This window comes from Paenibacillus sp. FSL R5-0470 (genome assembly GCF_037975205.1).
GTDB lineage: Bacteria > Bacillota > Bacilli > Paenibacillales > Paenibacillaceae > Paenibacillus_AQ.
In genome coordinates this window covers 2241534-2264218 of sequence record NZ_CP150238.1, presented here as the reverse complement: position 1 = coordinate 2264218, position 22685 = coordinate 2241534, and the positions used below count along the sequence as shown (strand labels likewise).

The window sequence follows — 22685 nt, the reverse complement described above, 5'->3', positions numbered from 1 at the left end:
TCGTATCGGAAGCTTATGCTCACCATAGGCTGCTTTCAGTTGTTTTCCGGCTGATACGGTTGGCTAGAACGAGTAATGTGAAGTTAATTATGGAATTGAATAATCCTACCGCGGCAGAAAAACTGTAATTCGCTTCCATCACACCTCGTCTATAAACAAATGTTGAAATAACATCCGCAGTGACGTACGTTCCAGGATTGTAAAGCAATATAATTTTGTCCCAGCCCACATTCAGCAGGGTACCCACATTCAGAATCAAGAGGATTAACACGGTAGGCAAAATCCCAGGCAGCGTTATATTCGTTAGCTGCTTCCATCGCCCTGCACCATCTACAACTGCAGCCTCGTACAGGCTCGGATTGATGCCAGATAACGCTGCTAAGTAGATAATTGAGTTCCAGCCCAGGCTCTGCCACATACCAGAACCCACATAGATCGTTCGAAACCATTCCGGCAGAATCAGGAACTGAATAGGCTCCGAGATCAGACCGATGCCAAGCAACAGGCTATTAATAATGCCTCCGGGCTTGGTGAAATCAATAATCATCCCGCAGATAACGATCAGCGAAATAAAATGCGGCAAATAAGACACGGTCTGCAGAAAGGACTTCAGCTTCTTGAGCCGCAGCTCATTGAGCAGCAAAGCAAAAGCAAGTGAAGCAGGAAAAATGAAGATGAGTGAGTAGAAACTCATTAAGAAGGTATTTTTAAGCAGTCTGAGAAAATAATAGCTTTCGAAAAACTTTTCGAAATTCTTGAAGCCCACCCAAGGACTATCCGTGATCCCCAAGTAGGGGTTGAAATTCTTAAAGGCAATGATCGCCCCATACATCGGCTTGTATTCAAAAATCAGAAAATACAAAACCGTAGGAAGGAGCATGAGATAAAGATAGCGATTGGAGGCTATCCGCTTCCAGGGAATCGGACTCCTCTTGACCGGAAGCTTCCTGCTTTCAACTTTAGCGACTTTTACAGGTACAGCCATATAGTTCTCCTCTCCCGGACACTGGCGTTAGTCATAGCTGTCATGTGGCGAGCGGTCACAAAGCACTCTCTGAACCGCTCGACCCACGACAACCTCCTCACAAGCTGAATCATTTCCCTTTAAATCGCTCGTATGCAACCTGATACTCTTTTAACACATCGTTAATTCCCATCTTCTCAAGTTGCTTCATTACTTTGTCATAGTCCTCAATCTTTTGGCGCCCCATGATCATGGCATTGATTGTTTCGGCTACATAGGTCTGAATATCGGCCATCAAAGGAACAACTACATCGTTTTCCTCTGTTGTGAATTGGACTGGAGGCAACTTGCTATCAAAATCGATATAGTCACTATATAACTCGAGCGGATTCTCCGTTTGCCCGTTAGCTTCTCGGATTTGTTCAGCATATCTCGTATCCGCTACCGTAGCCCAGCTTCCGCCCCCGATCGTATGGTTCAGCAGCTCTTGCGTATTCGTGAGGCCATTGGTCGGATGAGTTACTTCTTTCTTATAAATCGGTTCTCCGTTTACCAGATCATATGACTTGCCTTCAACCCCAAAGTTGTTCAGCAGAATGCCTTCTTCTGAGTATTGATAATCCAGCCATTTCATCACTTCCTCAGGATGTTCCGTCCGCGAGGAAACCGCTAATCCGTGTGCTGCTGCCTGCCAGCGGAAGGAGACATGACGTTGATCACCGTTCGGTCCTTTAGGTGGAATGGCTGGTGCAATTTTGAAGGTTGGATGTTTGCCCTCCATTAGGGTAGTAAAGTTCCCCATGTAGGAGCCAGACCAGCCAAACCATGCCCCTGCCACATCGGTAGTCACCTTCTCAGTCAGCGTCTGGAATGTGGTATCTACCAGATAGTTCGGGTCAAGCAATTGTTCATCATAAAGACGGTGCAGATAGGTTACGACATCCTTGAATTTAGGATCATTCGGGCCATATTTTACTTGGCCATTATCCACGAAGAATCCGTAATCGACGCCAAAGGCAGGCGCGAATAACATCATGATATTTTCCAAGTTGACTGTGACTAGTGGAATTTCATCCTTCTTGCCGTTTCCGTTGGCATCCTGCTCCCTAAAAGCCTTGAGCATGTTATACCAATCTTCGGTAGTTTCCGGCATAGACAGACCCAGCTTATCGATCCAGTCTTTCCGCACTTGCGGGAACATTTGAGTGAGATCCTGTGAATCAAGAACGAGATTAGGCAGGTAAAAAATGTGGCCTTCAGGCGAAGTAATTTGTCCCCGGATATCCGGGTTGTCGTCGAGGATTTTCTTGAAGTTTGGCGCGTTTTTCTCAATTAAATCTTCCAGGGGAAGCAGCGCGCCTTGTGTACCATATTTTCCGGAATCCGTGCCCCATAGATCATTGTAGATAATGTCCGGCAGCTTACCAGATGACATCAATAGGCTAAAGGCTTCCGCACTGGCTTCCGTACTATGCTGAAAGTCAATATGAATGTTAGTGTTCTCTTCCATTTGCTGAAAGGATAATTTCTCATTAAAATTAGTTCCTCTGAAATTGCCGCCGCTGGGTGACCAAAGTGACAGTTCAAGCTTATCTGAAACAATCGGGAGCTGCAGACCACCTACTGTTTTACCTTCCTTAGCGGGAGCTTGCGTAGCCTTCTGAACTTCCGCAGTAGGATCTGCGGTATTGCCAGTCTTAGTATTCGAACCGCCGCAAGCAGATACGAGTGTAACTAATGACAACAGGACAGGCAGCAGCAGAACTAATTTCCTTTTAGCAACATTCATAATTCAACCCCCTATTAATAACTAAAAAATAAGATAATCATTATGATATATTCACTAACATCAATCAGAAGGAATCAACGATACATCAATAAATTTTTAAATGAGTAATCACTCTGAAAATTACCTTTTATAGGGGGTATCCTCCTTTCAACTGCCTTTTTTCTACTTTAATTAGACGAAAACATCTGTTCTGACTTCTTTTTGATTTACATTTCAGAGTATCAGATCTCTTATTACGCTAATCTGATATATATCTGATGTATTTTATTATATTTTCCAGCCTACATGATGTCAATATAATAATAAGAAATATCTCTAATAAGTGTAATCTTATATAACATGTACCTGTCGCAAAATGTTGAAATCCCTCAAATTTAATAGAAAACGCTTACAAAACTACTCGTATTTAACTGCTTTAAATAAACCATCTCTGATCTCATAAAGATTAGGCACAATATACAACTTCTGCTTGCTTTTATTTAAAAGAATGCGTAATAATGGCCCACCAGCACCATTATCACGCTTTTCTGATATTCTAAAGAGAACAGCCTTCGCAGAAAAACACCTTTTAAACCTTTTGATCGGCAGCATCCTGTTCCGAGATTAAGAGACTCAATTCCTCATGAAGCGTTTCCTCATCAATCATCTTTGACCAATAAGCGTTCAACAATTTACGAAAGCTTTTTAGATCGGCTATGGGAAGTCCTAAATCTTTAAGGTAGGAGAAGGTCGGAAATAGCTCTCTGTACATCAGATATCTCGAAGGACGATTCAAATGATCCGCCGTGCTCATCTCAGCGATCCGCTTTCGAGCTGGAATACTTACTGTGCGTTCCCGAATAATTTTCTGTGCTTCTACGGAAGCAAGGAAGTTAACGAATTGACGAGCCGCTTCCTTTTGTCGTGAATTCCGGACCACAGCCGCTCCGATCGTGACCAGTAATGTCTTCTGCGGATCTTTTGTTTTCAGCCTAGGTAACGGAGCAAGATCATAGTCCAGCGCTAAGGTCTTGAATTCATTTAAATTAAAAAAGGTCGTCAGAATCATAGAAACTTGTTCTTGGACAAACAAAGAAATCGTCTCATCCTCATGATTGCCAGCAAGATATTTAGGGAAAATCTGATGGTTGTTCACGAGACGGCTATACACACTGAGACTATTTGCCGTCTCCGGACTAAGTGTACGGTGTTCGGTCCCGTCTACCACGGTTTGAATCCCGCTCTGCAGCAGGAATACAGAATAACGGTTCTCGGAAGCAGGTACAAAATAAATGGCATGGCGTCCACGTTTCTCTGCCAACTGACGAGCCGCCTCAATCAAGTCATCCCAGGTCCAATAGCTATCCGGCTCAGGAAGATCCGCTTCCCGAAAATGGGCCTTGTTGTAGCACAGCACCACAGGGGAGAAGGAAATCGGATAAGCATACAACTGTTCTTCATGGTAGAAAGCTTCTGTCGCGATTGGATATAATTCAGGATCAGGATCAAGCGATTCCAGCAGCTCAGCCGAGCCATTTTCAGCCATTTCCTGAAATTGCGTGCTATTCAGCGATACGGCATCAAGCATCCCATTATTGATCATCTCTACGGCAGAATTCACATGGTCAAAATCATTCAGCGCCAGCGGAAGAATATGAATACCGGGATGCAGGCGATGAAATTCACCAATTAGATCATCCAGCAGAAAGTCCTTGGACAGCGAGGCACTGCAGCCAAAATGAATACGGATTCTCTCCTGCGCGGACTCCATAACCTTGCTTCCGACACGGTCGATTTTGACGATAAGGCCTTCTTGGACTAACACATCCAGCCCTCTTCTGACCGATTTATTACTTAACTCAAATTGCTTGGCTAGCATACTCTCTGCCGGCAGATAAGCACCTGGTTGTAGCACTCCACTTAGGATATCCGTACGAATCTTACCCACCATATGATCCAGTCGCTCTCGGAAGGAATGACGACCTGATTTATTATTCATGTACAATTCTCCCCGAAAAATTCAAATTTACATCATCTCCCTCTTATTTTGCGTCAACTCTGAATTGAAGTCAAATGGAAATTCCAGCAAATGCCATAAGAAAAGCCACCTCATTAGAGGTGGCAAACTTCCAAATTATCTATAGATAGGAGATTTCGCTATGCTAATTGTGTAATAACGAGATGAGCTGAAACAGATCTTGTTCCTCCAGCAAGAGGAGTAATAGTAAGTGCGGTGGAATTGCCAGCAGGATTCCGAACTGTCAGTATGGTGTTAATGACCGTTGTTTGCACTATAGCCATTTCTACGATTTCTGATGTACCTGTCGCACGTCCAACTACCGTATAGGCCAGATCTGCGCCATTAAGAGTCAAGATGAGTTGGCCTGCTTCGGTTACACTAACCTGAAACAACACCTGATAAGTCCCTATTGCCGCTAAATTAAAAGAACTAGGGCCCGTTCGTGCAATCGTCGTCCCGCTGGTAGGGCCATTTTGAGGAAAACTCACGTCTGTACCCGGTGCTACAGTTGCTGCATTATCAGGGGGCATCAGGGCAAAAAAATCAGCAAAGCCTAATACCCCTCCTGCTGCTCCGGTCGCTCCGGTTGCTCCTGCGACTCCTGTCGCACCGGTTGCTCCGGCCGCTCCTGGTGCTCCGGGTGCTCCTGCTGCTCCTGGCGCTCCTGGTGCTCCGGTTGCTCCTGCTGCTCCGGTTGCTCCCGCTGCTCCTGGCGCTCCTGCTGCCCCGGTTGCTCCTGCTGCTCCGGCTGCTCCTGGTGCTCCGGTTGCTCCGGTTGCTCCGGCTGCTCCTGGCGCTCCTGGTGCTCCGGTTGCTCCCACTGCCCCCGGTACCCCAGGTGCTCCAGTCGATCCGGTTGCTCCTACAAAACCTTGTGGTCCTATTGCTCCTGCAGGACCAGGTAAACCTTGCGATCCCTGAGGACCTACGACTCCTTGTGCACCCGGCACTCCTTGCGCACCCTGAGGACCAACGGGTCCCGCTACACCCTGTGGACCCATTGCTCCCGCTGGCCCAGGTTGACCTTGCGGTCCTTGGGGTCCTGGGGGCCCACCGGCGGGACCTTGAGGTCCTTCTGCTCCTTGAATTCCTCGTGCTCCTTGGGGTCCTGGTACTCCTTGGGCCCCTTGTACTCCTTGGATTCCTTGTGCTCCTTGAGGTCCTGTAGCTCCAACGACTGTTGGAGTGGTAACATTCACTTCGGGCGGAGGACATGTGACTTGTACAATTTTCTTAATAACTTTTCGACGATGTTCTTTTCTTTTTCTTTTCGAAGGAAATACAGTGGCGATTTTTTTCTTATGACATTTTTTATCGTCTGGACAACTCAATACGTACACCTCCCTATAAAGATAGTTCAGTGTACGCATCTTACTACTTTTAGACATGGACCAATAACTAGTTTTTACTAGACTAGAATCCATATCCAGAAAAAAGGGCTTTAAATATAGGGTGTCACCCTTGAACATACTACAATGTCCACACCAATTTGGATTACTTTCCGTATTTTATTACTAGGACAACTGACACTTCCCTATTAGACCCATATCTATGATTTGGGTCTTTTTTATTTTTACAAATCATCCCTCAAACTCAGTTTAAATCAATTAATTCGCTTTCTAATCTCATAAAAAAACAGCCCCCAAATCCTGGGGGCTTTTAATCATCAATTATTATATTTTATCATCAGGCTTACGAATCGCATTGCCCACCTTCACAAGAATATCAGACATCGAAGCCTCATCATTTACATCATAATCATCAATGTTTAAACGAAGCACTGGGCAAGCCGTAAACTCGTTGATCCATTTCGAATATCTGCCATGCATATGCTCCCAGTAGGAAACATCCGTTTGAATTTCCATCTCACGGCCACGTTCATTAATTCGGGTCAGGATGGAAGGCAGGCTGCCTTCAATATAAATCAACACATCAGGGTGCGGGAAGTAAGGCGTCATAACCATAGCTTCATACAAGCTGGTGTAGGTTTCATAATCCGTTTTGGACATTGTACCTTGATCTGCATGCATTTTCGCAAAAATACCGGTGTCTTCATAGATGGAACGGTCCTGAACAAAACCACCGCCGAGTTCGAACATCTTCTTCTGCTCTTTGAAACGTTCGGCAAGAAAATAGATTTGCAAGTGAAAGCTCCATCTCTCAAAATCATGATAGAACTTTTCGAGATAAGGATTGTGATCGACCTGCTCTAGCGAGGTTTGAAAATTAAGTCTTTTGGCCAAGGCGCCTGTTAAAGTGGATTTCCCCACCCCGACAGTTCCAGCCACGGTAATTATGGCATTTTCCGGGATATGATATGAATTCATTTCATTAGCTCCTTTATATAAGAGACAATTTCAGTGAAGTGTTCTGGATTCTCCACGAAATCGACTGCATTTCCATCAATGGTAATAATAACGGTCGAAGGCTCCTGAATCGCAAGAGCGGCCATCGCGTCATCATAATCTTTAATTAATTGCTCCAAATACGCAGTATCCATCCCCTCTTCAAAGGGCCGCCCACGTTTTTCAATTCTGGTTAATAACGTATCTAAATTGGCCTTAATATAGAGGATAATATTTGGCTTTGGCAGGTCATCCGTAAGCACATGATAAATTTGCCGATACTTTTCACGTTTCGTTCCATTCAGCGTTCGTTCTCCAAAGATCAGGTTCTTATAAATATGGTAATCCGAAATGACCGGGATCCCTTTATCTATGTATTGTGTAACGGTATCTTCAAGCTGTTTATACCGATTACAGAGAAAAAACATCTCCAGTTGAAAGCTCCAATCGTCCATGTTCTCATAAAATTTAGCTAGAAACGGATTCTCATCGACAATCTCTTTAATGATCGGTAAATTTAACTCCTCTGCTAGCATAGACGCTAATGTTGTTTTTCCAGCCCCAATTGGGCCTTCCACTGCAATAAACGGTGCATGTCTCATTGACGCTGACTTCCTCCTCAGATACGAACCTTTCAATAGCTAATCAAGCATAAACGCCTTCGGCGTCTTTATAAGGACGGTAAGTGTGTATGCGAGAAATATAAGGATAAAGTATAGTGTGAAACTTATACTTTCTTTATTTAAAACAGACTAAATTATTGTATCACATGAGACCTTTCTTGTGAGCGGGTAAATATGAAGAAACTTTTCCAGTAGTTCTAGCGTCTAAATGTAAGATAATGGATTATATCGTGAACATATCAAACTTATCTAATAAGAAAAAGAGAGGTATTCCTATGAAAAAAAAATGGATCAGCATGGTTAGTGCTCTTCTAGTATTAAGCCTCGCCTGTAACGTAAGCGCAGCTGCAGCTGCAGCTGCAGAGAACACAACCACGACTACCAACCTCACTTCGTATGGCGCGGATTATCTGACCAAAACAGATGGTTCCTTCTGGGTATGGGGCGGTAATCGCTCCGTCCCCACGCAAATCCATGACCTGAATGAGATACAAGCATACTTTGGTTCCCAATATGTAATGAAGAAAGACCTTTCGGTCTGGCAATGGAGAACATCGGCATACTCTGAAGCTGTTAAAGTGACCCCCGTTCAAGAGCTAGACAATCTGGTCGATATATTCATGACCGGAAATAGAACGATAGCCCTTAAGGGAGACGGGACGATTCTAAGCGCCCCCCTTTCGTCCGATGGACTCACTACCTCCGCGTTCACACCCGTTTCCGGCGTCGATAACGTGGCTGCTGTGGGCGGTTACTATGAGTCTGATCTTCATAAGAGCTGGACACGTTACGTGTTCTTAAAGAAAGATGGAACTGTTTCTACTACACGCGATGACTTCGAAAGCTTCGAAACCATCCAGAATTTAACGGATATTATTCAAATCAAAAACAATCTTGCACTTAAGAAGGACGGCTCCATATGGAGTTGGCCAGTCCAAGATTATTACAAGAACCAGGGAGCTCCAATAGATCTATCTGCGACCCCTCTCAAGGGAATCAGTAATATTAAAAGTTTAAAAGGAAATCAGAACAGCCTATTAGCCATTGATGGGTCCTCTCAATTATGGTTCTGGGGCGCTACCATTACAGGTTCCTCAGACGGAACAGCCTATCATGAACAACCACCGATTCTTCTAAAAGGGATCAAGAATGTAGTTGATGCTTACATCGTAGAGCGCTCTATTGTTGCATTAACCGGGGAAGGAAACGTCTATCAAACTTCTATTGAAAACGAAATGATGCCAGCAGATTCAAAATTTACACTTCTCGAGAAAGAAGTAAGTAGCCTAAAGAAAGGCGGACGACATCTCATCATGCAAAAGAAAGACGGCTCACTCTGGGGCTGGGGCGTCAATAAGGACGCACAGCTGGGCTATGGCGACTATGAATTCAGCCATGCCGGGCCCGTTCCAGTGCAAAAGCCTATTTCGATCTCCTTAAACGGAGAATCTATCCCACTCTCAAATGGAGTTATTACTCGAAACGGACAAAATTTCGTCCCGCTTCGATCGCTGTTCGAAAAATTAGGAGCCACAATTACCTATAAAGAGAACATTACAGCTGCGAAAACAATAGATAAACAAATTATGATCACACGAACCGCTACAGATAAACCGGCTCTCGCCATTAGTATTAACGGTGTAACTGGAGCGACAATGGTGAACAATAAAACCGTAAATCTTCCTACACTACCCTTCATCGTAAACGGTTCGATGTATCTGCCACTTCGCTTTATAAGTGAGCAACTCGGAGCAAAGGTTGAGTGGCTCCCACAGGAGGAGCGCATCGCCATCACGATGCAATAAGGAGTAATCAAAAAAAGGTGTCCCATCACGGGACACCTTTTTATTAATCTTAAGATAAACGTTCGCTGAAATCTTCGAAAGCGAACTGTTTGATTACTTTGATCCCCTCTTCTTCATTGTAACTAACAATAGAAGGCAGATTCACACCGTTAAACATATGATTCTTCACCATGGAATAATGGGCCATATCAAGGAATACGAGTCTGTCGCCGTATTTCAAAGGCTCCTTGAAGGAATAATCTCCGATAACATCTCCCGCAAGGCAAGTCATTCCACCTAATCTGTACGTATAAGGAAATTCCCCAGGTTGTCCAGCATCGATAATGTTCGGACGGTACGGCATAGCCAGTACGTCCGGCATGTGGCACTCTGCTGAGGTATCGAGAATCGCAATGTCCATCCCGTTATGCATCACATCAAGAACGGTAGCTATCAGATATCCGGTATTGAGAGCTACTGCCTCTCCCGGCTCCAGATAGATTTCCACACCGTAAGTCTCTTTCATGTGTAGAATACACTTCACCAGGGTCTCCAGATCATAATCAGGGCGTGTAATATGATGACCGCCACCGAAATTAAGCCATTTCATTCCTTTGAGATAAGGTCCGAACTTCTCTTCGACTACCTTGAGCGTACGCTCAAGTGTATCCGAATTCTGTTCGCACATGGTATGGAAGTGTAGTCCATCAATGCCCTCAAGCTCTTCCGGTCTGAAGTTAGGGAGAGTTACTCCCATTCTGGAATAATTGTAGCACGGATCATACAGCGGAACTTCGATCTCGGAATATTCCGGATTCACTCGAATGCCGCAGCTGATGTGTTTCGGTGCATTCTTAACGCGATCCTTGAATCGATTCCACTGGTCAAAAGAATTGAACACAATGTGATCGGAGTATCCAAGGAGCTCATCAAATTCACTATCTATATAAGCTGGTGCGTACACATGAACCTCTTTGCCCATCTTTTCATAGCCAAGTCTGGCTTCGAACAAGGAGCTTGAGGTTACACCATGCAAGTACTTCCCAACTAACGGATACAAGGAATGCATGGAGAAGCCTTTTTGCGCGAGCAAAATCTTCGCTCCAGTGCGTTCCTGTACAGAATTCATAATCTCAAGATTACGTGTAAGCAATCTTTCATCTACAAGGTAACATGGTGACGGGACCGCGCTGATATCTATATCCATTATCGCGCCTTAGTCTAACAGCGTTGGCGAGAAATCTTCTTGCCAAGGCAGACCATGTTTATTTAAAGCTTCCATGAATGGATCTGGATCGAACTCTTCAACGTTGAATACGCCCGGCTTCTTCCAGATACCTTTTATAATTAACATCGCTCCGATCATTGCAGGAACGCCTGTAGTGTAGGAAATGGCTTGGGAGCCAACCTCTGCATAGCACTCTTCATGATCGCAAACATTGTATACATAATAAGTTTTTGGCTTTCCGTCTTTAGTTCCTTGGATGATACATCCAATGTTCGTTTTGCCTTTTGTTCTTGGTCCCAAGGAAGCTGGGTCCGGTAAAATAGCCTTCAAGAATTGCAGAGGAACGATCTCTTTTCCTTCATACATGATAGGCTCGATAGAAGTCATGCCCACATTCTCAAGCACTTTCAAGTGAGTCAGGTAATTCTGCGAGAAGGTCATCCAGAAACGGATCTTCTTTACACCCTTGATGTTAACGGCCAAAGACTCTAATTCTTCATGATACAAAAGATAAATATCTTTTGGACCAATTTCCGGAAGATCGTATACTTTTTTCTCCGAAAGCGGTGCAGTTTCAATCCACTCGCCATTCTCGAAATAGCGGCCATTGGCTGTAATTTCACGAATATTGATTTCAGGATTAAAGTTTGTTGCAAATGGATATCCGTGATCACCAGCATTGGCGTCTACAATATCAATGGTATGAATCTCATCAAAATAGTGCTTTTGAGCGTAAGCTGTGAACACGCCCGTTACACCTGGATCAAATCCACTACCAAGCAACGCGGTAAGGCCTGCTTTTTCGAATCTTTCTTTGTAAGCCCACTGCCAGGAGTATTCAAATTTCGCTGTATCTTGTGGTTCATAGTTGGCAGTATCCACATAGTGCACTCCTGTTGCCAGGCATGCATCCATGATTGTCAGGTCCTGATATGGGAGAGCGACATTAATAACGACATCCGGCTCAAAGCTCTTGATCAGTTCAATGACTTCGTCCGTATTATCTGCATCGAGCTGAGCAGTAGAAATCTTCGTGCGGCCTCCGGCTAATTTATCTTTCAGAGCGTCACATTTCGCGACAGTTCTGCTAGCTATGCAGATCTCTTCAAATACATCCGGGTTCTGGCAGCATTTGTGAACAACAACACTGGAAACACCGCCAGCGCCAATAATTAACGCTTTTCCCAAAATAAAAACCTCCTAAAATTCCATTTGCAAAATCAACAAGGCTGATTATACATAATATTTTTGAATAAATCAATAAAAACCGACAAAAAATGATGTTTATTGTGTAAAATCTTCAAGGATTCTTGTTAATACTCTTGAATGCTCATATTTCCTCGATTATCCACCTATATATCTAATGAAAATCGCTGGAATGGAGTAAATTTCCGGAAACTAGGACAACTAGATTATTCTATCACAATAGGGGGCTACTTCATACGATTTATTTTAGGTTCAATGAGAAACCTCACCATCCTTTCAATTCCGCCTTAAGACGTTCGGTTTAGCGGCATCCTGAACGGCCATTCACCATTTCCGATCAACAGCACTGCAATGAATATAAAGAGGCCGTAATATATACTCTTACCCGTTTTTGTCCCAATATTACCGTTGTTCCTATGCCCATCCGTTTCAAGACCCTAATTGAATGATCGTTGGGGTTATTATACGTTGTCCCATTGATCCAATATTCATCAGCATCATGATTAAGAATTTCGAGCTGTTTTTTATTGGTTTGAATGGATTTGAACAGCATAAGCTTCGGCATCCCATTCTACCTTAGCGCCTAACATTTCACTCACCAGTCTTAAAGGTACATATACACTATCATTAATAAAGACTGGCTTTTGATCTGTGGCTATCACTTTTCCATTCACTGTCGTTTGTCCATTAACCGAATTTATGATCAGCGTAGTAGAGGTAGATTCCTTCACGGCAATAACTGATCTCGATGGAACGTCCCAACGTACATCCACTCCCATTTGCTGAAATATTCCTCTTAAAGGAACGTAAGTAGAATTGTTGAGCAGTAAAGGAGGCATGGTCAGATCCATTTTACTATTGTTCAACAGGACCTCTATCGATTTCTTCACTGGCTGAGGCGTGTCAATCATAAAATCTCTAACCCCCAACCCAGTCTGTCCAAATTCATTCGTCCCCCATGCAAGAACATGACCGTCTTTTAAGAGCACATAATGATTTCTGTTCCCGCTGGTAATCGAAACTGCATTTTGAATACCACTAATCTGTTTAACATTCATCTTATTCTTATCGCCAACTGTCCACTGCCATACGGTTCCATCGGATTTTACTGCAGAGTCCGTTGTCATCGATACGACATCAGTGAGTCCTGGAATCTGAATCGGCTGTAAAGTTCCACCCGGATTCATATCTGTGTAATTATTCCATAACCAAACGGTACCATCCCATCTCAAAGCTACTCCATTCCACCCATCAGTATCAACACCTCTATACTCCCCGCCGCCTTTAAGTAGGGTAGGCTTTAGAACCGCATCCTTTTTAATGCCTCTAGTTTTAGATGAGCCCCATACCCACACCTCTCCGCCGTTTCCAAGTGCCACTGAATTATTCGATCCTGCAGCTATAGCTAAAACGGAGGGTAGTCCTTTCACCTGCACCGGTGTTAGCCCGTTTTTCCCCGAATTATCACCGAGTTCTCCTTGCTCATTGCCTCCCCACGCCCATACCGTTCCGTCTTTGCGAAGCGCTAAGCTAAATGTGTCTCCTGCTGAAACAGAAATCACATCCGTTAGCCCCTTCACTTGAACCGGCTCTACAAGGACTGTCGAGGACTGCGCTCCATTACCAAGTTGTCCATGTTCGTTCCCCCCTACTGCCCACACTGTTCCATCGTCTTTCAACATCAAATTATGACGGTAGCCACCTGAAACTCGCTTAACATGATCGATGCGCATTTTGACTGGAGTATACGCTGGCGTGGTTGCCCCATTACCAATAGAGCCGTATCCACCACCCCAAGCCCAGGCTGTTCCATCCGCAGTGATGGCATAAGCACTTCTATCCCCCGCATCCAGCCCTGTGATGCCAGACAATAACTTCTTTTCATCCGGGAAATTCACAACACTTTCCGCTCTTACGAATAATGGTGAGACTACAGCTAGGATAATAGCTGCTCCAACAACCGCACTACCTATTCGTCTTATCTGAATTTTAATGCTTGAAATTTGTCTTCCCACTTAAGATCACTCCTTTTAGAATCGGTAGGGTCAAACTGTTGATCTGCAACAATAGAGACCCCCACTGTATTCAATCTTCTTATATAGACTGTGGAATATTATGTAAAGTTGCGAGAAACTGTAATTTTTTAAATCAATTTATACGCTTTAACTTGTAGTTTAGGATTGAAGCTGATTTTAACTGTTTATATGGCATAAATCGCTTGTTGCTGCGCTCTAGGTCTCTCGTCCGTCTTTTGACACACTAAAACTTCAAGAGCATAATAAGCATCGGCATATTGCAACGGATTCCCACAACATACAGAGTTATGCAGGATTTTAGTGTGTTTTGCACCAGAGAGGATGATTACGAGTGAAAAAAGATTTTCAAATAAAAAATAAGCCCTTTCTAATTTTTAGCTTCATCCTGCTCTTAAAATGCGCAGTGGCCTGGTTCGTAGTATTTAGTGACGGCCCTAATTGGAGCATGCTGCTCACAGAGATCCCGTTTTTCTTTATCGTCTTTGGACTCATTGAGTGGATGGCTTCCAAACGGAAGTTTCTGTATTACATGATTGCGAACTTATTAATTTCAGTGATTTATTTTGCCGTCCTGATGTATTACAAGTATTACGGCATAATTGCTACTTACCATGCTTTGCAACAGGCAGATAAGGTAACCAAGGTCGGAGAAAGCACATACTCCTTGCTGGATCCTTACTATTTGTTCATTTTTGTGGATATTGTAGTCTTCATGTTCTTTATGTTCCGTCCCAAATATATTGCGATCTGGAAAGAAAGAGGCATGAACCGGCGTATGAACCGAACCGCCTTGCTTGGGATCATCAGTGTTTCACTTGCGATATGTGTCTTTAATATTTGGCCGAATCATGCCAGTATGAACGAGAACAAAAAGGCAGAGCGTATGGGGATTCTCAATTACGAGGTATATACCATTTTTGCCGACACCACAGAAAAGAAAGAAATGATCGACAGCAAAGAAATTACGCAGCAGTCTGTGGACGCTACAAAGGGGATTACGGAGCCAGTCTCTCCAAAGTATTGGGCAGCGGCTCAAGGTAAAAATCTCATTGTAGTGCAAATGGAATCTTTTCAGAATTTCCTGCTTGGCTTAAGCATTGACGGACAGGAAGTAACTCCCAATCTAAATAAACTTATTTCAAGCGAACATTATTTCAATAACTTCTATACAAATGCGGGGCAAGGAACAACATCGGATGCTGAGTTTGTTGTGAACACCTCTCTATATGTTCCTCATCACGAAGTAGCCACTTCGTCCAACTATATGACTAAGGAACTTCCAAGTCTGCCTAAGCTGATGAAAGCTAATGGATATAACACGGCCACCTTTCACACCAATAGCGTAGAATTCTGGAACCGCAAAACCTTATACAAGGTGCTAGGCTTTGATAAATACTACGATCAGTCCTTCTATGGAGATGATGATCATATTGCATTCGGATCTTCCGATGAGGTGCTGTATGCCAAGACTGTTCCTGAATTAGTCAAAATGGATGCGAAAGACGATCCTTTTTACGCGATGGTCATTTCTATGAGTGCTCATCACCCTTATAAAATGCCAGAATCTAAATTTAAAATGACGCTGCCTAAACGGTACGAAGGGACCTTAGTCGGCGACTATATTTTAGCCCAAAATTATGCGGATTACGCCATGGGACAATTTCTAGACGAACTGAAGTCCAGCGGGTTATGGGACGATAGCGTGATTGTCTTCTACGGAGATCATCAAGGTGTATCCCTGTATTCCCTTGACGGCAATGAGAAATCATTAATGGAAGAAATGGTCGGACACGAGTATGGATATACCGATATGTTCAACGTTCCTTTCATAGTTCATGCCCCGGGTATAGACCAACCTTCTGTGTATACCCAAACTGGCGGTCAGATTGACATCTTACCAACTGTAGCTAATCTGTTAGGTATTTCTATGAAGGACCAGCTCCACTTCGGAGAAGATCTGATGAATCAACAGACCAATCTGCTACCTGTTAGACATTTTCTTCCTACTGGTTCTTTTATTAATGACACAAGCTTGTACTTGACTGGTGTCGATTACGATGATGGAAATAACTATAACCTAATCGACGGCTCTGAAACTGAGGGCGGTTCGACACAAGCGCAATTTGATGCCGTTCAGCGGCTCCTGAATATGTCTAATAGTTATATTCTGCAACGGCCGGATTTATCTTCTACGGATGATGGCGAACAGAGCAAATAATTGATAATTAATAAAAAGAATGCCCCTTAGCCATTGGCCGAGGGGCATTCTTGCATTTATTAAAATAATTAAACCGTTGTTGCAGGCACACTCTTAAGAATTGCCTCTTGCTCTACAGGCGCGTTAACCAGCATATACACACGAGATTCGTAAGGGCGTAATGCCACTGTCTCGATCTTCTCGGCAGGGTCAACTTCATAGTTATTCAACAGCAACTCACTGGAGTCAAATTCCAAATCAAACGGAAGGTCGAACAGCGCTTCCTCTGAAGTCAGGTTTGACATGACCAGCAATTTCTCATTGCCAAGTGTACGAGTATAAGCGTAGATTCGTTCATCTTCAGGCAGGATCAAATCATAGGTTCCATAAACGGTAATAGGATTAGCAGCCCGAAGTGCGATTAGCTTTTTATAATGATGATAGATGGAATCAGGATCCTGCTTCGCACGCTCCACATTGATCTCCGTGAAATTAGGATTGACCTTCATCCAAGGCTTGCCGCTACTGAAACCAGCGTTCTCAGAGTCATCCCATTGCATTGGCGTTCTAGAATTGTCGCGACCGTTCTTCCAGATAACCTCCATGACTTCTTCATGTGATTTTCCGGCTTCTGTCTCTAAACGATACAGGTTCTTCATCGCCACATCATCATAATCATCCATGGAATCAAATCGTACATTAGTCATCCCAATTTCTTGACCTTGATAAATAAACGGTGTTCCTTGCATTAGGAAATACATTGTAGCCAGCGATTTGGCCGATGTCTTCCAATACTCGCCATCATTTCCCCAAGTGGAAACTGAACGTGGTTGGTCGTGATTCTCGATAAATAATGCATTCCAGCCTCTACCCTCAAGACCTTTTTGCCAGCGGGAAAGTGCTGATTTCAGCTGCAGAACATCCAAGCCACCCGTAACACTCTTATTCCAAAGAGCTAAATGCTCGAATTGAAAAATCATATTGAATTTGCCCTGCTCCTCGCCTACCCACATTTCCGCTTGATCGACACTAACACCACTCGCTTCACCAACGGTCATAATGTCATAACGATCAAATGTTTCCTGTTTCAGCTCCTGAAGAAAATCGTGAATTCCTTCCCGATTCATATGACCCGCGCCGGACGAAACGAACGGAAGATTATCTGGATTTGGCAGATCAGGAAGACCTGGAATTTTCTTAATATGTGAAATAGCATCCACTCGGAAGCCGTCGATCCCTTTATCTAGCCACCAATTGACCATACCGTATAATTCCTGACGCACTTCAGGATTCTCCCAGTTGAGATCAGGCTGTCTTTTGGAGAAGACATGCATGAAATATTGCTCTGTAGCAGGGTCAAGCTCCCAGATCGAACCGCTAAAAATACTCTCCCAGTTATTCGGTTCCTTACCGTCCTTAGGATCTCTCCAAATATAATAATCGCGTTTCGCATTATCCTTGCTGGAACGTGCTTCTACAAACCAAGGATGTTCGTCAGAAGTATGGTTAATGACAAGATCCAGAATCAGCTTCATGCCCCGTGCATGAACCTCGCTTAATAGCTGATCGAAATCAGCCATACTGCCGAACTCCGCCATAATATCCTGGTAATCTGAAATATCATATCCATTATCATCGTTCGGGGATTTATAAATAGGACAGATCCAAATGACATTAATACCAAGGTCCTGTAAATAATCAAGTTTTGAGATGACTCCCTGCAGATCTCCAACACCATCGCCATTGCTGTCCATAAAGCTCCGTGGGTAAATTTGATACGCTGTGGCTTCTTTCCACCATGTTCTGTTCAATGTATGCAGCTCCTTCGTATTCATATACCCTCTTAGGAAAATATTTTCCTACTTAATTCACAAATTAGTGATTTTCATAATAAAACTTAAGATTATCGACTAAAAAACTATCTATTTAGAGTTTATTCAAGGAAATTATTTTCCTATGCGATCATTATAGGATCTTTTATTTTCCTGGTCAATAACAATCTTTTGGATTCTTGAAGCTATCCGTGATATGCTTGCGATATATTCTAGAACGAATACAAGATTGGAAAGTTATGGTGATATTCTTGAAGGTAAAAATTAAAGATATAGCCAAAATGGCTGACGTTTCAATAGCTACCGTTTCAAGGGTTGTCAATAACAGCAAACCGGTAAACGAGGAAGTTCGTAAGCGTGTATTGGAAGCCATGAAACAAATGAATTACCGTCCTAATGTCATCGGTTCAGATGCAGGTAGACCGGATACACCTCTGATTGGTGTCATTATTCCGCAGAACAGTAATACCGTGCTTGATGATTTCAATATTGGCATACGTGATCTCGCCGAGCTATATGGTTATGATGTTTTGGTCGGGTTAACAGACGGAAGTGTTAATAGTGAACTTCATTATTTGAACTTATTCCACCATATGGGGACTGAGGGTTATATATATGTAGGCTCGGTTCCGAGTAAGGAGCACTTGGAGATTATCCAGAAATCCGGGTCACCTTGCGTGTTAGTTGGAGAACAATCTCAGATTGATTCGATCCCTTCTGTCCATCTGGATAATGTTACCGCCTCCTATGAAGCCGTTACTTATCTGATTCAAAAAGGACATAGAAGTATCGGCATGATCCGGGTATCTGGAGATAATGCAGTGGGTGGCGATCGATATCGCGGCTATCAACAAGCGCTTATGGATGCAGGCATTACCTTAAGAGAAGAATGGGTAGTAGAAAGTGGAATGGCCGTAGAAGATGGAAGTGACGCTATGCGCCGGATTAAGGATAGCGGGGAGCTACCTACTGCGGTTTTTTGCTCCACAGATTGGATAGCTGTAGGGGCGATGAATTTTCTGATTGATAACGGTATTCGGGTGCCAGAGGATGTTGCGGTGTTCGGATTCGATAATAGCTTTATCGCTTCTGTCGTTCGTCCCAAGCTGTCCTCGGTGGAATACTCCGGAACGGAGATTGGAATGACTGCTACCCGAACTTTAATCAAGCTGATTAAAGGGGAGACTGGTATTCAGCATCATGCAAATGTAGCTCATTATTTGGCAATTCGTGAAAGTACGGGTTAGGGAAAGCTTCCCTAACCCTATTTTAAAATCTGATAATGGTTATTGTGTAAATCCTACACGGGCGCGTTCCCGTCCTTTAGTATCTAGTGTAATGGAACAGACGGAAGTTATGGGAATATAAAGCTCCTCAAATTCTGTCCGATATTTGATAAACTTCTCAGTTACCGTTTCCAAAATGCCTTTTCTAGCGTTAGAGCCATCTACAAAATAAATGGTTACCTCTTTGCCCTGCAAAGCTTCCAGCATCATTCACTTCACTCCTTCGACTTACAGATTTGTGATAACTTTGTCGATAATCCCGTACTCCACTGCTTCCTCGGCTGACATGAAATAATCCCGATCCATGTCTTGTTGTACCTTCTCCACCGTCTGTCCGGTTCGGTCCGCTGTAATCTGGACAAGCACTTCCCGTAGCTTCAAAATACGTTTGGCTCTAATCGCAATATCACTGGCCTGCCCCTGCGCACCACCATGTGGCTGGTGAATCATAATCTCACTATTCGGCAGCGCATAACGTTTACCTTTAGCCCCAGCTAACAATAGAAGTGAACCAAAGGAAGCCGCCATACCTGTGCAGATCGTATTTACTTGCGGTTTAATGAGCTGCATTGTGTCATAAATACTTAATCCCGCTGTTACGGAGCCCCCTGGACTATTGATATACATATGTATATCTTTATCTGGATCCTCAGCTGATAAGAACAGCAATTGGGCAACAACACTATTCGCTAATTGATCCTCAATCTCCGCCCCTACAAACACAATTCGGTCCTTTAAGAGCCGCGAATAAATATCGTAGGATCTTTCCCCTTGATTCGTTTGTTCAATGACATAAGGAATGTACGCCATGCGTATGCGACCTCCATCCGTTTATTTTATTTGAAATCTACCCTGTAAACGGATTAGTCTATGGATAGGATACGTTAAGCGGGCAAAATATTATTTTTATTATTGCGTATCTTAATTTGGAGCTCATTCGTTTATTATTAGAAGTAACCGAAAGCACTTTACCGGAAAAGGGGTTATGCAGAGTGACCAGCCTTGAGAAGCTTAGCGCCGGCCATGAACCGGATGAGAATCATACCACGTCTTTGCAAATGGCCCTGAAGCGGTATTGCCTTACACTGACACAATCCCCGTGGGAAGCCGAAGATTTGGCTCAGGATACGTGGGTCAAAGCACTGGGCTATATGAGGACTTCCAAACATTCGAAGGAAATGAATGAACACAACCAAATGAACGATACAGGCAAAATGAACAATACAGGTCAACTGAACAATTCAGATCATATGAACAATTCAGATCATATGAACAAGTCAAATCTTACTAGTAGTACAAATTCCACAACACTAACGAATCACCCCAATCCCGAAGCACTGCTCCTGCGGATTGCCAGAAATACCTGGACAGATATTATGCGGCGAAAAGCCACGTTGTCACGAGTGCTGGAAATGGATCAACCACGGACAGAGGAAGCAGCAGAGTATGGTTTATTTGAGATTGAGGCTGCTTTTCAAGCCTTACAGAAGCATCTGTCTCCACTGCAGCAAGCAGTGTTCCTGCTCCGCGATGTATTCGAGCACTCCGGAAGCGAAGCTGCCGAAATCCTCGACACCACAGAAGGAGCCATCAAAGCTGCTCTGCATCGAGCTCGGCAAGCCCTCCGTTCAGTCAGACAAGAGCTTCTTCAATCTAACGGCCCCTCCATACTGCAGGATACGGAACTACAGATTGCCTTGAATCGTCTTGCATCCGCCTATGAACAAGGACAAATCGCCGAGTTGATTGAGCTTGTCCTTGCAGATGAAAGTCAAGAAACTCTAATGGCCGTGTCCAGCCAAAACTTCCAAAGCGTTCAACCTTTCCAATCTGGCGGATTCAGCTCTATGGGCTGGAACTATTCCGAGCCAGGAATGCGGATGGTGGCTTAGTCTTTCGTGACGCTATCTAGTAATACTGGAGTAAGCTTAGCTAAATGAAGCACATTACGTTACGTTATAACCGAACAAATATTAGTTTTGAAAAGTATGAGTTTGATGAGATAGGTATGTTTTGTGAGTTAGGTCAGTTTGATGAGTTGTATAGTTGGGTGATGTTTTAGCTTTGAGCTAGTGACGTTGCAAAATGTGCAACAGAATCCATGAAATCAACGCTAAAAAACGAATCTACTGCACTATCTGCAATAGATTCTTAATAAAAGTGACTTTTAAGTCAATTTCTCATCTTTTGATTGTATAAAGTGCAATAGAATCAAATAATGTCCTATATAGTTTAAATTCTATTGCATAAAGTACAATCACACTAATGAAATCTCCTCACATATCTTTATGCTTCATTCATCACCACTCATCACTCTTGAAGGTACAATTCCCCTGCTACGGAAACCTTTAATTAGACTTATAAATAAACATTAATGTTAGTTAGGAGTGATATTTTATGAGGAAAATTCTTATCTTAGGCGGCACGCGCTTTTTTGGAAAAAGGTTAGTTGAACGATTGCTACAAGATTCCATAAACGACGTAACAATACTTACACGCGGGGAAACTAGCGATTCCTTTGGAGATCACGTTCAACGGATCCATGCGGACCGTTTCCAAGCAAACGAGCTCGCTCAGGCGGTAGGAGATACACTATGGGATGTCGTGTTCGATAATATTTGTTATTCACCGGACGAAGCGGATCAGGCACGCCGGATTTTTGATGGTAAAACGAAAAGGTATATCCTCACCTCAAGTTTATCCGTCTATGATTTCAGCGAAGAAGCGCTGACCGAGGACATTTTCGATCCTGAAACTCACCCTATCCGCCACGGAGGGCGAAATGATTTCACCTATCAAGAAGGAAAAAGACTGGCGGAAGCCGTCTTCATGCAGCAGGCTAGCTTTCCAGTCGCTGCGGTTCGCTTTCCAATTGTGCTGGGCATAGATGATTATACGCGAAGACTTCATTTTCATATTGAGCATGTCCGTAATGAGTTGCCGATTGGTATACCGAATCCCGAAGCACATATCTCCTTTATCCGTTCGGATGAAGCTGCTGATTTCCTATATTGGCTAGGCTGCAGCTCTACTATGACAGGACCGTTCAACGCTTGTTCAGACGGTACGGTTAGAATTAAGGATATTCTCACAATGATTGCAGAAGAAACAGAGAAACACGCCATCATCCAGAAGCAAACCGCAGACGAGCATATGTCACCCTTCGGAATTGAACAATCCTGGTTTATGGATACGACAAAAGCCCGGTCGGCGGGGTACAAGTTTCTCAATCTAAAGAACTGGCTCCCAGAGCTAGTTAGCTCTCTGAACAAAACCTACGAGGAATAACTTCTCCCACACACAAGCCCTCTTCACTCATTCATCTATGTGACAAAAGCTACCCCTAAGTAGATATCTTCTGCGAAGGTGGTAGCTTTTTCATTTCACAAAACCTCT

General features: G+C 43.6%; 17 protein-coding genes. 5 read left to right on the top strand and 12 right to left on the bottom strand.

Annotation, left to right across the window (positions count from 1 at the left end):
* Nucleotides 1-19: 19 nt before the first annotated feature.
* From MKY99_RS09600 to MKY99_RS09575, 6 genes are all read right to left on the bottom strand, one after another.
* A complete protein-coding gene (locus tag MKY99_RS09600) occupies nucleotides 20-880 on the bottom strand; it encodes an ABC transporter permease subunit (RefSeq protein ID WP_231573479.1) in 861 nt (286 codons plus the stop codon).
* Between the two features lie 214 nt (nucleotides 881-1094).
* On the bottom strand, nucleotides 1095-2753 hold the full coding sequence (locus MKY99_RS09595; RefSeq protein WP_042186709.1) for an extracellular solute-binding protein: 1659 nt from the start codon (nucleotides 2751-2753) through the stop codon (nucleotides 1095-1097).
* A gap of 568 nt (nucleotides 2754-3321) precedes the next feature.
* Complete coding sequence (locus MKY99_RS09590; protein ID WP_339270135.1) at nucleotides 3322-4731, bottom strand: extracellular solute-binding protein; 1410 nt, start codon at nucleotides 4729-4731, stop codon at nucleotides 3322-3324.
* Between the two features lie 158 nt (nucleotides 4732-4889).
* Nucleotides 4890-6092 (bottom strand): collagen-like protein, encoded by a 1203-nt coding sequence (locus MKY99_RS09585; protein ID WP_339271572.1) that lies wholly within the window; start codon nucleotides 6090-6092, stop codon nucleotides 4890-4892.
* 333 nt (nucleotides 6093-6425) lie between these two features.
* The gene (locus tag MKY99_RS09580; RefSeq protein WP_339270133.1) at nucleotides 6426-7079 is read right to left on the bottom strand and encodes a deoxynucleoside kinase; all 654 of its coding nucleotides are present in this window, start codon (nucleotides 7077-7079) and stop codon (nucleotides 6426-6428) included.
* Nucleotides 7076-7699, bottom strand: coding sequence for a deoxynucleoside kinase (locus tag MKY99_RS09575; protein ID WP_042186703.1), 624 nt, complete (start codon nucleotides 7697-7699; stop codon nucleotides 7076-7078). The genes MKY99_RS09580 and MKY99_RS09575 overlap by 4 nt, the downstream gene beginning before the upstream one ends.
* A 296-nt stretch (nucleotides 7700-7995) precedes the next feature.
* Between MKY99_RS09575 and MKY99_RS09570 the strand changes: the two genes are divergently transcribed.
* The gene (locus MKY99_RS09570; RefSeq protein ID WP_339270131.1) at nucleotides 7996-9525 is read left to right on the top strand and encodes a stalk domain-containing protein; all 1530 of its coding nucleotides are present in this window, start codon (nucleotides 7996-7998) and stop codon (nucleotides 9523-9525) included.
* A gap of 49 nt (nucleotides 9526-9574) precedes the next feature.
* On the opposite strand, the gene nspC is transcribed toward MKY99_RS09570, so the two are convergent.
* The 3 genes from nspC to MKY99_RS09555 all read right to left on the bottom strand — a co-directional run bounded on the left by nspC (nucleotide 9575) and on the right by MKY99_RS09555 (nucleotide 13953).
* Nucleotides 9575-10711, bottom strand: coding sequence for a carboxynorspermidine decarboxylase (gene nspC / locus MKY99_RS09565; RefSeq protein ID WP_339270130.1), 1137 nt, complete (start codon nucleotides 10709-10711; stop codon nucleotides 9575-9577).
* A 9-nt stretch (nucleotides 10712-10720) separates the two neighbouring features.
* Nucleotides 10721-11920 carry a saccharopine dehydrogenase family protein gene (locus tag MKY99_RS09560; RefSeq protein WP_060624451.1) on the bottom strand — a complete coding sequence of 400 codons (1200 nt, stop codon included), beginning with the start codon at nucleotides 11918-11920 and terminating at the stop codon, nucleotides 10721-10723.
* A gap of 542 nt (nucleotides 11921-12462) precedes the next feature.
* Entirely contained in the window at nucleotides 12463-13953 is a 1491-nt protein-coding gene (locus MKY99_RS09555; protein ID WP_339270127.1) for a stalk domain-containing protein, read from the bottom strand.
* 352 nt (nucleotides 13954-14305) lie between these two features.
* Between MKY99_RS09555 and MKY99_RS09550 the strand changes: the two genes are divergently transcribed.
* Entirely contained in the window at nucleotides 14306-16192 is a 1887-nt protein-coding gene (locus MKY99_RS09550) for an LTA synthase family protein (RefSeq protein WP_339270126.1), read from the top strand.
* 68 nt (nucleotides 16193-16260) lie between these two features.
* Here MKY99_RS09550 and MKY99_RS09545 read toward each other — a convergent pair whose 3' ends face one another.
* Complete coding sequence (locus MKY99_RS09545) at nucleotides 16261-17982, bottom strand: alpha-glucosidase (RefSeq protein WP_339270124.1); 1722 nt, start codon at nucleotides 17980-17982, stop codon at nucleotides 16261-16263.
* 260 nt (nucleotides 17983-18242) lie between these two features.
* On the opposite strand from MKY99_RS09545, the gene MKY99_RS09540 reads away from it, so the two are divergent.
* Entirely contained in the window at nucleotides 18243-19250 is a 1008-nt protein-coding gene (locus MKY99_RS09540; protein WP_339270123.1) for a LacI family DNA-binding transcriptional regulator, read from the top strand.
* 39 nt (nucleotides 19251-19289) lie between these two features.
* Here the strand turns inward: MKY99_RS09540 and MKY99_RS09535 are convergent, their stop codons facing one another.
* Together MKY99_RS09535 and clpP are read right to left on the bottom strand one after the other, a co-directional pair.
* On the bottom strand, nucleotides 19290-19499 hold the full coding sequence (locus MKY99_RS09535; protein ID WP_339270122.1) for a hypothetical protein: 210 nt from the start codon (nucleotides 19497-19499) through the stop codon (nucleotides 19290-19292).
* An 18-nt stretch (nucleotides 19500-19517) separates the two neighbouring features.
* A complete protein-coding gene (clpP, locus tag MKY99_RS09530) occupies nucleotides 19518-20099 on the bottom strand; it encodes an ATP-dependent Clp endopeptidase proteolytic subunit ClpP (protein WP_042186692.1) in 582 nt (193 codons plus the stop codon).
* 182 nt (nucleotides 20100-20281) lie between these two features.
* Here clpP and MKY99_RS09525 point away from each other — a divergent pair, with 182 nt between their 5' ends.
* Together MKY99_RS09525 and MKY99_RS09520 are read left to right on the top strand one after the other, a co-directional pair.
* The gene (locus MKY99_RS09525; protein ID WP_339270120.1) at nucleotides 20282-21181 is read left to right on the top strand and encodes an RNA polymerase sigma factor; all 900 of its coding nucleotides are present in this window, start codon (nucleotides 20282-20284) and stop codon (nucleotides 21179-21181) included.
* 505 nt (nucleotides 21182-21686) lie between these two features.
* Nucleotides 21687-22577, top strand: coding sequence for an NAD-dependent epimerase/dehydratase family protein (locus MKY99_RS09520; RefSeq protein WP_339270118.1), 891 nt, complete (start codon nucleotides 21687-21689; stop codon nucleotides 22575-22577).
* Nucleotides 22578-22685 lie beyond the last annotated feature (108 nt).